The sequence below is a fragment of the Streptomyces sp. NPDC001568 genome (genome assembly GCF_042893755.1).
Lineage (GTDB): Bacteria > Actinomycetota > Actinomycetes > Streptomycetales > Streptomycetaceae > Streptomyces.
Map to the genome: position 1 here is coordinate 95,483 of NZ_JBIAVF010000015.1, position 12,766 is coordinate 108,248.

The 12,766-nt window shown below is 72.9% G+C and carries 12 protein-coding genes; 3 read left to right on the forward strand and 9 right to left on the reverse strand.

From position 1 onward, the window contains the following. Window positions 1-94 precede the first annotated feature (94 nt). On the reverse strand, window positions 95-877 hold the full coding sequence (locus ACFY0I_RS26660; RefSeq protein ID WP_388900595.1) for a metallophosphoesterase: 783 nt from the start codon (window positions 875-877) through the stop codon (window positions 95-97). Window positions 878-1,142: 265 nt separating this feature from the next. On the opposite strand from ACFY0I_RS26660, the gene ACFY0I_RS26665 reads away from it, so the two are divergent. Further along, window positions 1,143-2,939: an AMP-dependent synthetase/ligase gene (locus ACFY0I_RS26665; RefSeq protein WP_388900597.1), complete on the forward strand. Its 1,797-nt coding sequence runs from the start codon at window positions 1,143-1,145 to the stop codon at window positions 2,937-2,939. A 22-nt stretch (window positions 2,940-2,961) separates the two neighbouring features. Here ACFY0I_RS26665 and ACFY0I_RS26670 read toward each other — a convergent pair whose 3' ends face one another. The 7 genes from ACFY0I_RS26670 to ACFY0I_RS26700 form a co-directional block, all read right to left on the reverse strand. After that, window positions 2,962-4,578 carry a GMC oxidoreductase gene (locus ACFY0I_RS26670; protein ID WP_388900599.1) on the reverse strand — a complete coding sequence of 539 codons (1,617 nt, stop codon included), beginning with the start codon at window positions 4,576-4,578 and terminating at the stop codon, window positions 2,962-2,964. 206 nt (window positions 4,579-4,784) lie between these two features. Beyond that, entirely contained in the window at window positions 4,785-5,927 is a 1,143-nt protein-coding gene (locus tag ACFY0I_RS26675) for a glycosyltransferase family 4 protein (RefSeq protein ID WP_388900600.1), read from the reverse strand. A gap of 53 nt (window positions 5,928-5,980) precedes the next feature. Beyond that, window positions 5,981-7,114 carry a hypothetical protein gene (locus tag ACFY0I_RS26680; protein ID WP_388900602.1) on the reverse strand — a complete coding sequence of 378 codons (1,134 nt, stop codon included), beginning with the start codon at window positions 7,112-7,114 and terminating at the stop codon, window positions 5,981-5,983. Between the two features lie 96 nt (window positions 7,115-7,210). After that, entirely contained in the window at window positions 7,211-8,254 is a 1,044-nt protein-coding gene (locus ACFY0I_RS26685) for an NlpC/P60 family protein (protein WP_388900604.1), read from the reverse strand. Between the two features lie 243 nt (window positions 8,255-8,497). Then, window positions 8,498-9,535: an NlpC/P60 family protein gene (locus tag ACFY0I_RS26690; RefSeq protein WP_388900606.1), complete on the reverse strand. Its 1,038-nt coding sequence runs from the start codon at window positions 9,533-9,535 to the stop codon at window positions 8,498-8,500. 255 nt (window positions 9,536-9,790) lie between these two features. Continuing rightward, on the reverse strand, window positions 9,791-11,155 hold the full coding sequence (locus ACFY0I_RS26695; RefSeq protein WP_388900794.1) for an NYN domain-containing protein: 1,365 nt from the start codon (window positions 11,153-11,155) through the stop codon (window positions 9,791-9,793). Window positions 11,156-11,194: 39 nt separating this feature from the next. Further along, a complete protein-coding gene (locus tag ACFY0I_RS26700) occupies window positions 11,195-11,434 on the reverse strand; it encodes a hypothetical protein (protein ID WP_007263676.1) in 240 nt (79 codons plus the stop codon). A gap of 112 nt (window positions 11,435-11,546) precedes the next feature. Between ACFY0I_RS26700 and ACFY0I_RS26705 the strand changes: the two genes are divergently transcribed. After that, entirely contained in the window at window positions 11,547-12,281 is a 735-nt protein-coding gene (locus ACFY0I_RS26705; RefSeq protein ID WP_388900608.1) for a rhomboid family intramembrane serine protease, read from the forward strand. Beyond that, window positions 12,278-12,559 carry an Lrp/AsnC family transcriptional regulator gene (locus tag ACFY0I_RS26710; RefSeq protein ID WP_281204614.1) on the forward strand — a complete coding sequence of 94 codons (282 nt, stop codon included), beginning with the start codon at window positions 12,278-12,280 and terminating at the stop codon, window positions 12,557-12,559. Before ACFY0I_RS26705 ends, ACFY0I_RS26710 begins: the two co-directional genes overlap by 4 nt. Before the next feature lie 3 nt (window positions 12,560-12,562). Here the strand turns inward: ACFY0I_RS26710 and ACFY0I_RS26715 are convergent, their stop codons facing one another. Next, window positions 12,563-12,763, reverse strand: a complete 201-nt coding sequence (locus ACFY0I_RS26715; protein ID WP_388900610.1) for a hypothetical protein — start codon at window positions 12,761-12,763, stop codon at window positions 12,563-12,565. Window positions 12,764-12,766 lie beyond the last annotated feature (3 nt).

Sequence of the window (12,766 nt, forward strand, 5' to 3'; positions counted from 1 at the left end):
GGCCTCCGGCCGCCGCGTGAAGGCTACCGCGCGTGTGGGTGCGGCCACTCCAGCGCCTCCCGCCGGGCTCTTCGAGGAGCGGGGGCGGCGGAGTTCACCACTCCAGGGCCCACGGCCGCCCGGTCGAGGCGAAGTGGCCCACGTTCACGCATTCCGTGCCGCCGATCCGCATGCGCCGGGCCAGCGGCTGGTGGACGTGGCCGAAGAGCGCGTACCGCGGTTTGGTGCGGCGGATGGCGGCCAGCAGGGCCTCGCTGCCGCGTTCGAAGCGGCGGGCCACGGTGTCGTAGCAGAGCTCGGGGACCTCGGGCGGAATGTGCGAGCACAGCACGTCGACCTCGCCCAGCGCCTCCACCTTGGCGGCGTACTCCTCCTCGGACACCTCGTACGGCGTGCGCATCGGGGAGGGCAGTCCGCCGCCGACGAAGCCGAAGACGCGGCCGCCGATCTCCACCCGCTGCCCGTCGAGGACGGTCGTGCCCGGGCCCGCGTACTCGGGCCACAGCGACGGGACGTCGACGTTGCCGTAGGTGGCGTACGTCGGGGAGGGGAAGGCCGCGAACATCTGGGCGTACTGACGTCGCACGGCTTCCTCGATCAGCCGGTCCCGGTCCAGTCCGGCCCACAGCCGGCGGCCGAAATCACGTGCCTCGGTGAACTTCCGGGCCGTGCGCAGCTCGACGATGCGGTCGGCGTTCTCCACGCCGAACAGGTCGGGGAAGATGCCGCGCGAGTGGTCGGCGTAGTCGAGGAAGAGCACCAGGTCACCGAGGCAGATCAGCGCGTCGGCGCCGTCCTTGGCCCGGGCCAGCGCCTCGACGTTGCCATGGACGTCGCTGACGACGTGGACCTTCGTACGACTCCTGCTGCCACCCATGCCCGCAACCCTAGGGGCGACCGGGCCGGACGGGTAGAGCGGCCCTGGAAGCCCGCCGGACCTGCGGTTACTTCCTAGTCGCAAACAGGGTCGACTACTGTCGGCATCGCCGATACCGGGCGTGCGACGTCCTGGCAATGTCTGACGATGTACAGAATGTGACGCACGGAACATCTGGCCGGTTCCCTCTATCCGGAACCCACTACCGGTGGGTAACGTCCGGTCGGTCCACACGGTGGCGATGGCGCCCAGAGGAGCAGCAGTCTTGCGCGAGTTCAGCCTTCCGGCTCTGTACGAGGTCCCGTCGGACGGGAACCTGACGGATCTCATCCGCCGCAACGCCGCTCAGCATCCAGACACCGCCGTCATGAGCCGCAAGGTGGACGGCCGGTGGCAGGACGTGACCGCGACGGAGTTCCTCGCCGAGGTACGGGCCGCCGCCAAGGGCCTGATGGCGGCGGGGATCCAGCCGGGCGACCGGGTCGCCCTGATCTCCCGCACCCGCTACGAGTGGGTCCTGTTCGACTTCGCGATCTGGAGCGCGGGCGCGGTCACCGTCCCCGTGTACGAGACCAGCTCCCCCGAGCAGATCCAGTGGATCCTCGGCGACTCCGGCGCCGCCGCGGCGATCGTCGAGAGCCCGGGCCACAGCGGGGCCGTGGCCGCGCTGCGCGACCGGCTGCCGGAGCTGCGCGAGGTCTGGGAGATCGAGCAGGGCGCCCTGGAGTCGCTGAAGGCCGCGGGCGCCGCGATCACCGACGCGGAGGTCGACGAGCGCAGCGGTCTGGCGAACGCCGACGACCCGGCGACCATCGTCTACACCTCGGGCACGACCGGCCGCCCCAAGGGCTGCGTGCTCTCCCACCGGAACTTCTTCGCCGAGTGCGGCAACGCGGTCGAGCGGCTGAGCCCGCTGTTCAAGACCGGCGAGTGCTCGGTGCTGCTGTTCCTGCCCGCGGCGCACGTCTTCGGACGCCTGGTGGAGGTGGCGGCCGTGCTGGCGCCGATCCGGCTGGGTTGCGTACCGGACATCAAGAACCTGACCGACGAGCTCCAGTCCTTCCGGCCGACGCTGATCCTGGGCGTGCCGCGCGTCTTCGAGAAGGTCTACAACTCGGCGCGCGCCAAGGCGCAGGCCGACGGCAAGGGCCGGATCTTCGACGCCGCCGCCGAGACGGCGATCGCGTACAGCCGCGCGCTGGACACCCCGCGCGGGCCGTCCTTCGGGCTGAAGCTCAAGCACAAGCTGTTCTCGAAGCTCGTCTACAGCAAGCTGCACGCGGTCCTCGGCGGGCGCGGCGAGTACGCGATCTCCGGCGGCGCGCCGCTGGGCGAGCGGCTCGGGCACTTCTTCCGCGGCATCGGTTTCACGGTGCTGGAGGGCTACGGCCTGACCGAGTCCTGCGCGGCCACCACCTTCAACCCGTGGGACAAGCAGAAGATCGGTACGGTCGGTCAGCCGCTGCCGGGCTCCGTGGTGCGCATCGCGGACGACGGCGAGGTGCTGCTGCACGGCGAGCACGTCTTCACCGGGTACTGGAAGAACGAGGCGGCGACCGCCGAGGCGCTCACCGACGGCTGGTTCCACACCGGCGACGTCGGCACCCTCGACGAGGACGGATACCTCGCGATCACCGGCCGCAAGAAGGAACTCATCGTCACGGCGGGCGGCAAGAACGTGGCGCCCGCGGTGATCGAGGACCGGATCCGCGCCCACGCGCTGGTCGCGGAGTGCATGGTGGTCGGCGACGCGCGGCCGTTCGTCGCCGCGCTGGTCACCATCGACGAGGAGTTCCTCGGCCGCTGGGCCGTGGAACACGGCAAGCCGGCGGGCGTGACGGCGGCGGAGCTGCGGGAGGACGCGGATCTGATCGCCGCCGTCCAGCAGGCCGTGGACGACGGCAACGCGGCGGTTTCCAAGGCGGAATCGGTGCGGAAATTCCGCATTCTGCCCTCCCAGTTCACGGAGGAGTCGGGCCACATCACGCCGTCGCTGAAGCTGAAGCGGAACGTGGTGGCGAAGGACTTCGCGGACGAGATCGAGAACCTGTACCGGGCCTGACGGGTCCGGAAGGGGCGGCGGCCTAGCGCGGGTCCTCGGCGAGGATCCGCGCCATGTTCCGCTCCGCGAGGGCCGTGATCGTCACGAACGGGTTCACCCCGAGCGAGCCGGGGACGAGGGATCCGTCCACCACGTAGAGGCCCTGGTAGCCCTTGGCGCGGCCGTAGGCGTCCGTCGCGCGGCCGAGCACGCAGCCGCCCAGCGGGTGGTAGGTGAAGTCGCCGGCGAACGCCCGGTTTCCGCCGAAGAGGTCGTGCCGGTAGACGGTGAAGTTGCGGCGGTTGATGCGGTCGAAGAGGTTCTTGGCCGCGTTCAGCGACGGGTCGCTCTGTGCCCGCCGCCACTGGAGCCGCGCCGAGTCGGTGGCGGCGTCGTAGGTGAAGTGCCCGCGTTCCGGGTTCTTGGTGATGGCCAGGTACATCGAGATCCAGTGCTCGAAGCCCATGGGCAGCGGGGCGATCTCGGCGAAGACCGGGTTCGCCGCGTTGTCCCAGTCGTCGATGCCGAGGGCGGGCATGGTGGCCTGGTTGGCGCCGACGGTGTCCCAGATGTGGTTGGCGCGGGCGGTCATGACGTTGCCGTTGGGCCCCCAGCCGAGTCCGACCTGGTCGTTCAGCGCGGGCAGGGTGCCGGTTTCCCTGGCGCGGAGCAGGATCTCGGTCGTACCGAGGCTGCCGGCGCCGAGGAAGAGTTGGCGACAGCCCAGCTCGCGGACCTGCGTGACGCGTCCGCTGAGGTCACTGGTGCGGACGGTGAGGACGTAGCCGCCCGCCGGGTCCGGGCGGACGCCGACCACGCGCTGCATGGTCTCGATGGTGACGTTGCCGGTGCCGAGGGCGGCGGCGAGGTAGGTCTTGTCGACGCTCTTCTTGCCGTGGTTGTTGCCGTAGATGACCTCGCCTGCGAGCGCGGAGCGGGGGGCGGTGCCGGCGGCCTCGCGCTTCATGTGGTCGAAGTCGTAGACGTTGGGCACGAACACGGTCTTCAGTCCGGTGTTGTGGGCGTGCTTGCGCGAGGTCCGGGCGAAGCGGTACCACTCGGTGGACTCGAACCAGGCCGGGTCGATGTCGTTGACGCCGAGCATGGCGCGGGCCCGGGGGTAGTAGGTGCCGTACATCTCGTCGGCGTCGACCTGGGGCAGCACCTCGGAGAAGTACGAGCGGCGCGGGGTCGGCGCCATGCCGCCGTTGACCAGGGAGCCGCCACCGACGCCCCGCCCCACGTACACGGACATGTCGCCGTAGTGCACCCGGTCCAGGACGCCGGGGTAGGGGCTGATGTCGCGGTTGACCACGTCGAGCCAGAGGAACTGGGCGAGCGGGGCCTCGGTGCGGGTGCGGAACCACATGGAGCGGTGGTCGGGCGCCGAGGTGGCGGGGAAGATCTTGCCGTCGGGCCCGGGGGTGTCCCACAGCCGCCCCATTTCGAGGACGACGGTACGTACGCCGGCCTGCCCGAGCCGCAGGGCGGCGACGGCGGATCCGTAGCCGGAGCCGACGACGATGGCGGGGGCGTACCGGGCGGGTGGCGGCTCGGCGCCCGCGGCGGCGGCCGGACCGATGCGGGTGAAGCCGAGCGCCGCGGCGGCCTGGAGGGCGCCGAGCCCCAGGACATGACGACGCGTCAGGTTGGGTGTCATGGCCGCATCATGAGCGGATTCCGCCCAACCGGCCATAACCCGCACTGACACGCTTCTGAGTGACAGTCAGACATGGCTCGACCGTATGCGGCCCCCGCCGGGGTCCGCGCGATTCGCCGGACTTCGCCCGCGGCGGGGCCGTCGGGAGCGATAATCCCCCCCTTCCCGGACCCCCTTCCCCGTGGAAAGGGGGCTCGGGACCGCGCCTACAGCAGCTCGCGCAGCCGTTCCGCGAGCAGGTCCCAGCGCCACTTCTCCTCGACCCAGGCGCGGCCCCGCTCGCCCATGCTGCGGCGCAGTTCCGGGTCCTGGAGCAGGGCCGTGATCCGGTCGGCCGCCTCCTCGGGGGAGCCGCCGCGCACGACCCAGCCCGTCTCCCCGTCCAGTACGGCGTCGGGGGCTCCGCCGGAATCACCCGCCACCACGGGCAGGCCCGTCGCCGAGGCCTCCAGGTAGACGATGCCGAGTCCTTCGACGTCCAGGCCGCCGCGTCGGGTCCGGCACGGCATCGCGAACACGTCGCCCGCGCCGTAGTGGGCCGGGAGTTCGGCCCAGGGAACGGCCCCGGTGAAGACCACGGAACGGGCCACCCCGGTGGACACGGCGAGCCTTCGCAGGTCGGCCTCGTACGGGCCGCCGCCCACGACGAGCAGCACCGCGTCCGGCACGGAGGCCAGGATCCGCGGCATCGCCTCGATCAAGGTGTCCTGCCCCTTGCGCGGGACCAGCCGCGAGACGCACACGACGACCGGGCGGTCGGTGAGCCCGAGCCGGGCCCGCACCGCGGCGCCGCCCGATCCGGGGTGGAAGGTCTTCTCGTCGACCCCCGGCGGCAGTTGCACCATCCGCGCCGCCGCCCGGTCGGTCACCGCCGAGGCGATCCGCGCGCGCGTGTACTCCCCCAGGTAGGTCAGGGTGTCCGTGCCCTCGCCGATGCGGCGCAGCAGTTGCCGGGCCGCGGGCAGTTGGGCCCAGCCGGCCTCGTGCCCGTGCGTGGTGGCGACGAGCCGGCGCGCGCCCGCGCGCCGCAGCGCCGGGCCCATCAGGCCCAGCGGGGCGGCCGCCCCGAACCACACGGACTCGCAGCCGTGTTCGCGCAGCAGGCCGACCGCGCGCCGGGTCACCCGGGGGGTCGGCAGGAGCATCGTCGTACGGTCGCGCACCACCTGGAACGGCTGTTCCGCGTCGAAGGCGGCGGTGGCCGCGCGGCCCTCCTCGCCGTGCTTCCAGGTGGAGGCGTAGACGACGATCCGGTCGGGATCCAGGCGCAGCGCCATGTTGTGCAGGAAGGCCTGGATGCCGCCCGGGCGCGGCGGGAAGTCGTTGGTCACGATCAGCGTCTTGTGCATCACCGGCCAAAGTACCGGACGCGCCCGCGGCCACCGGGCGCGGACGCCGGCGCTCAGCCGGTGGCGGGAGCGCCCCCGCCGAGTTCCGTGCGCAGCGCCGCCTGCCAGGCGGTGGTCAGGCCGGCCGGGTCTCCCCCGATGGTCTGCGCGAGCGCGGTCGCCGGCCCTTCGCGTCCGGCCCGTTCGTACAGTGCGCTCAGCGCGGCCCCGCCCCACCTGTCGGCGACGAGCCGGCAGGCCAGCCAGGCCCCCTCGTACGCCCTGGCCTGGGCTTCCGGGTCGCCGCCGAAGGCGAAGGCCTCGTCCGGTGGCAGCTCGGCGGGGACCTCTCCGCGTCGCACGGCCCGGCCGAGGGCGGGCGCGGCTACGACCGGAGTCAGCCCGGTGTCGCGGTACGCCACCCAGTCGGCGAAGCCCTCGGACAGCCACAGCGGGGTCCTGGCGGTGGTCGCGGCGCGGGTCGCGACATGGGTGGTCTCGTGGGTCAGCAGGATCCGCTTGCCCCGCTCGGACAGTTGCGCGTACCCCTCCGGGTTGACGACGACCCGGTCGGCGGGGGCCGGGCCGCTCCCGGTGCTTCCCGTGGTGACGGCGCCCAGGCCCCGGTAGGCGTCGGCCGGCCGGCCGAGCAGCGCGGCCATCGCGTCCAGGCTGCCGGGGACCAGGACCACCACCCGCCCGGCCCACTTCCCCGGCCATGCGGCGCTCACGGCGGGCACGGCCCGGTCGGCCTCCGCGGCGATGTCCGACAGGGTCCGCGGGCTCTGCCCGACCCCGAGGACCAGCGCGTGCGCGCCCCGCGCCACCTCGGGTTCGCCCTGGTCCCACAACTGCGGCAGCGCGCCCGGCGCGGGCCGGTCCCCGTCGACCCGCCAGCCGGCCGCGCCACGGGTGAGCTCCACCTCGCGGTCCGCCTCGGTGGGGGCGCCGTCGTGGCCGGCGAGGCCGTAGCGCAGCCGGGCCCGCGCGGTGGCCCGTACGCCGTCCCGCCGGATCGAGGCGACCTCGTACGACCAGCCCTCCAGCGGGATCCCGGCCAGCCGCGCGGGCGGCGCGGCGGACCAGTCGGCCACGGCCCGCCGGACGTCGCGCCCGTCGACGCCGGCCGGAGCGGGCGCCGTGCACCCGGCCACCGCGAGCAGGCACGGCAGCAGGAGGCGGACGACGGCTCGCGGCAGGGGGGTCACCGCCCGATCGTACGCAGCGCCCGGCGGGGCGGGGCCCCCGGCCGCGGCGCCGCCCGGGGGCGTGCCCACGACCGGGAGGGACTTCGCGGGGACGCCCTACGGTCGGGTGACCGAGGACACCGGCATCATCCCGACCGGGTCGTAGCGCACCCGGGCTCCCGGGTAGGGGGCGTGGACGACCTGGCCGTTGCCGACGTACATCCCGACGTGACTGGCGTCCGAGCGGTACGTCACCAGGTCGCCGGGCTGGGCCTGCGAGAGCGGGACCTGCCGGCCCGCGCCGCGCTGGGCCTGCGAGGTGCGCGGCAGCGAGACCCCCGCCTGCCGGTACGACCACACCATCAGCCCGGAGCAGTCGAAGCCGGAGGGGCCGGTGGAGCCCCACACGTACGGCTTTCCCACCGCGGCGCGGGCGGCCATCACGGCCGTCATGGCCCGGCCCGAGGCATGGCCGGAGACGGCCGGCTCGGGCGGCGCGCCGGGGCGACCGCCGGAGCGCGAGGCCCGCTCGAAGTCGGCGCGCTCCCCGGTCGGCATCTCGTTGAGCAGCCGGCGGGCGGCGGCGAGCTTCGCGGTGACGGAGCGCTTGTGCCGGGCGACGTCCGCGCGCAGGGCGTCGAGTTCGGCCAGCTTGTGGGAGGCCTCCTGGCGCTGCTGGCCGAGCCGGCGCTGCTCCTCGCGGAGTTCGCCCAGTTGGCGGGCCTGCCGGCCGCTGAGCCGGTTCAGGACGGCGGCCTTGTCCAGATAGTCGTTCGGGTCGTCGGAGAGCATCAGCTCGACGGTGGGGTCGAGGCCGCCCGAGCGGTACTGGGCTCCGGCGAAGGTGCCGAGGACGCCGCGCATGGTGTTGATCCGGTCCTGGCCGCGGGCCACCGCGTCCTGGGCCCTGCCGATGTCGGCGCGCAGCCGGTCGGCCTTCTCCCCGGCCGCGTTGAACTGCTCGGTCGCCTGCTCGGCCTCCTCGAAGAGCCGGTCGACCTGGGCCCGGGTGCCCGAGGGGGGCTCTTGCGGGAGGCCGGGGGCCGCACCTGCGGGTGCGCCCGTCATGGCTACGGCGGCGGTGGCCGCCGCGGCGGTGAAGACGGTGACCTTGGTGTTCCGGTCGAGGCTGGTGAGCCCGGTCCGGCGATGGGACGCCACGTGGAACCGCTCCCTTCCGCTGCGCGGGGCCCGGGTCCGCCCTCCGTGGACGGCCGTGTGCCGGGTTCCGCGCTGGCAGACAGTAGCGGCGCGACCACGCGCCGACCAACGACCGCCGGCGGGCCCGTACGCGGACGCCCCGCCTCAGACGCAGGTCATGGGCGGGGCGTGCGGTCGCGGCGGGACGCGGGAATTCGCCCGGATGGGCGGTGCGCGGGCGCGTCCCGGCGGGAGCGGGTCGTCTCAGATGCGGACGCCGAACTGGAACGGCATGTTGTCGATCGACTCGTACTTGACGCCGCCGCGCGGGTTGGAGGCGTGCAGGGTGGTGTTGTTTCCCGCGTACAGGCCGACGTGGTGCAGGTCGCCGTAGAAGAAGACGAGGTCACCGGGCTGGAGCTGGCTCCGGCTGATGCGGGTGCCCTCGTTCGCCTGGGTGTAGGTGGTGCGGGTGACGGACACCCCGGCCTGCTTGTACGCCCACTGCACCAGCCCGGAGCAGTCGAAGGCGCTGGGGCCCTCGGCGCCGGATATGTAGGCGCTGCCCAGTTTGGTCTTGGCGGCGGCGAGCGCGGCGGCGGCCCGGCCGGAGGCGTTGGCGGGCGGCGCGGCGGGGGTGCGTTCGCCTTCGCCGCGGGCGGCCTCGCCGGCCTTCGCGTCCTCGTCCTTCAGCTGCCTGCGCTCCTGCGCGGTCAGGGTGTTGAGGAGGGCCTGGGCCTCGGCGAGCTTGTCCTGGGAGGCCTTCTTCTTCTCGCTGAGCTCCTTGCGCGTGGCGTCGAGGTCGGCGAGCTTGCCCGAGGCCTCCTGGCGCTGCTGTGCGAGGGTGCGCTGCTTGGCCTGGATCTTGCCGATGGCGTCGACCTGCTTGCCGCTCAACTGCTGGAGGGTGGCGGCCTTGTCGAGGTAGGTCTCGGGGTCGGCGGAGAGGAAGAGTTCCACCGACTGGTCGAATCCGCCGCCGCGGTACTGGGCGGTGGCCATCGAACCGAGCGTGGTGCGCAGGGTGTTGAGCTCGTCCTGGCCGCGGGCGACCTGGTCCTGGAGCTGGGCGATCTCCTTCTCCAGCTTCTCCTGGCGCTCCTTGGCCCCGTTGAACTTCTCGGTGGCCTGCTCGGCCTCCTCGTAGAGGGTGTCGACCTTGGTCTTGACCTCGTCCTTGTTCGGTTTGTCCGGGGCGGCCACGGCCGAGTGCGAGGAGAGCGCGACGGCCGCCGCGGCGGTGGCGGTGAGCACGGTCACGCGCGCGCGGGCCGGGTGCTTGGGTCGACGGTGGGACGCCACGGAGACGAGCTCCTTCTTCCTCGGACCGCCGAGGGGGAACGCACGCCCGGCAGCAACCCCGTCGCCACTCGAATGAGTGAACTACCGCACGAAGGTTTGAGCAGACCCTAGTGACACGCGCTTGATCACTTCAAATGCCCGTACGGAAAAATTCGTCGTCCTGCCCGCTTCTTTACCCGGGCCGCACGCTGCGTGCCGACGGACTGACGGTGCGTCCCCCACGGACACCGCCAATCCCGGCATTGCGCCCGGCGGTTACGAAACGCGCGAAAGCCGCTTCAGGAGCAGGGCGGACGTCACGGGCCGGGCTCCCGCCTTCGCGACCCCGTCGGCCACCTCACGGTCGGTGGAGACCACGACCACCGGGCGGCCCGGCGGTTCGGCCCGCACCAGCTGGCGGATCAGCTCGTCCGCCGTCACGCCCGCCTTGGAGAACAGCACCCGCACCCCGCGCGGCGGCGCGAGCAGCACCGGCGCCGCCAGCTCCGCCCCGTCGAACACGCAGGTCATCTCGGCGCCCGTCTGCGCGGCCAGCATCGACAGCCCGCCCAGCAGGCGCAGCCGCTGCTTCTCCAGCGGCATCGTCGGATAGCCGGTCTTCGTCACGTTGTAGCCGTCGACCACCAGATGCGCCTGGGGCAGCGCCAACAACTGGTCCAGCAACGCCGGATCGGTCTCCGACAGGGCCCGCGCCGCGATGTCCTTCGGCGTCATCCGACCCGGCTCCACCGCCTCCACGGTGTCCGCGGGACGGGTGCTGACCGGCGGCAGCGCCAGCTCGCGCCGCAGCCCGGCCGCCGCGTCCAGGACGGTGTCCAGCAGCAACCGCAGCCGCATGTCCTCGATGCTCCGGCCCTCCCGGGTGGCCCGGCGCGAGATCTCCAGCGCCGACTCCACCTCCGCGAGGCGGGACTTGAGCCGCCGGGACTCGCTCTCGGCGGCGGCCACCTGCGCGGCCGCCTCCCCGCGGATCCCGTCGACCTCGGCGCCCACCTTGCGCAGGGCCGCCTCGCCCCGCTTGACGTCGCTCAGGGCGCTGCGCAGCTTGCGCTGAAGCGATTCGGCTTCCTTGCGGGCCGCCTCTAGGTCGGCGCGCACCTGCTCGCCGCCCGAACGCTGCAGTTCCCGTACCTGGGCCAGCTCCTCGCGCAGCCGCTCCAGTTCGCGCCGCGTCTCGTCGCCCACCCGTTCGGCGTCGGCGCGCTGCGCCTCCTCGCCCGCGGAGGCCACCAGCTTGACCCAGCCGGCCGGGCGCAGCACGTACGCGGCGGCCGCCACGTCCAGCGGGTCGGCCGCGGCCGGTGGCGCACCCGACTCCAGCGCCCCGGTCAGCTCCGGCTGCGCCTCGCGCAGCTTGTCCGCGACCCGGCCGCGGAAGACGGCGTCCGTCTCCACGGCGGCGGCCATCGCGTTGCCGGCGAACTTGGCGCGCCGGGTCGGGGTGAACCGCGCGTACTGGCGCAGCTGCGCCGGGAGGTCGGCGACCGTCAGGCCGCCGAAGGCGTCCGAGACGAGCGCGACGACCCGGCGCCGCACGCCTTCGGGCAGCGGGCGGTCGAGCGCCTCGGCGGCGTCGCCGGCCTCGTCGGCCGGCTCAGCGCCGCTTGCTGGCTCCACAATCCGTCACCCCTACCGTGATCTACTGTGGGCCCGGCTCCGTCAGGAGTCGGTGCCCGGCCTGTCCACGAGTTCGATCTGGTCCACCGCGTTGCACCAGCGGCAGCGGACCGACTCGATGGTCTCACTGACCACCTCGCGTTCCTCGACCTTGGGCTCCCCGGCGAGGTCCAGGTGGACGTACTCCACGACCTTCGACGATCGGGTGACGTCGAACCGCGTGAGGTTGCCGCACAGCGTGCAGCGCCACCGGGTGGTGTCGGTCGGCAGGGGAACCGTCATCAGGCCGCTCTCTCCTTCGTAGCTCATTCAATCAAAGCCTTCCGCGGCGGTCCGCGGACCGCGCACGTAACCCTACGGCCTGGCACCACCCCCGAGGGGGTCCACCTGCGTCATGCTCTGTCGCATGATCGTAAGGTGGCGGACCGTCCGCGAGGCCGCCCGGGGCCCGGTGATCACGTACGCGCTGATCGCCGGCTGCTGCGTGGCGTTCGTCCTCGGCCCGGCATCGGGCCTGAACCCCTCGTACGGGACGGGAGATCGGCTGACGGAGACGGGCACCGCGTACTTCCGGCACTGGGGCGTGGTCCCGGACGAACTGTTCTCGGGAGCCGGCCGGGCGCTGCTCACCCCCCTGACGGCCCTCTTCGTCCACGGCAGTTGGCTGCACCTGCTCGGGAACATGCTCTTCCTGTACGTCTTCGGGGCGATGACGGAGGAACGGATGGGCCGCGCGCCCTTCCTCGTGTTCTACGTCTGCACCGGATACCTCGCACTGGCCTCGTACGCGGCGGCCAACGCCTCCTCCGACCAGACCCTGGTCGGCGCGTCCGGCGCGATCTCGGCGGTCCTCGGCGCCTTCCTCTGCCTGTTCCCGCACGCCCGGGTGACCAGCCTGTTCCCGTTCCTGCTGTTCCTGCCGCTGCGCTTCCCGGCGTGGATCGTGCTGCTCTTCTGGTTCGGCCTGCAATGGCTGGCGGCGCACCGGGCGGACAGCGGTCCGGGGGTGGCCTACCTGGCCCACGTGGTGGGCTTCTCCCTCGGCTTCCTGTACGCGTGGGCCCGATATCGGCGTACGACTACAGTGAGGCGACCAGTGACATCCGGCGAGGGAGACAGCCAACCGTGATCACCGCGATCGTGCTCATCAAGACCAGCGTGGACCGCATCCCCGAGATCGCCGAGTCCATCGCGCAGCTGGACAGCGTCAGCGAGGTCTACTCGGTCACCGGAACGTACGACCTGATCGCGCTGGTCCGCGTCGCCCGCCACGAGAACCTCGCGGACATCATCCCGGGCAGCATCAGCAAGATCCCCGGCGTCGAGGCGACGGACACGCACGTCGCGTTCCGCACGTACTCCCAGCACGACCTCGAGGCCGCCTTCGCGATCGGCCTCGACGCGTAGCGTTCACAGCCCGGGCAGCGCCTCGCCCACCCGGGCGGGGCGCCCCTCCCGGAGCCGGATCAGGTACCCGCGCGGGTAGCCGCCGAGATCCCCGTCGACGTGCGCGACGTACGCCCGCGCCCCGGTGGCCTCACCCTCGGGGTCCCCGGGCAGCGGCCTGTCGACGGCCGCGCGGAGCACGGGTGGCCGATCCCCGTACGTCATGAC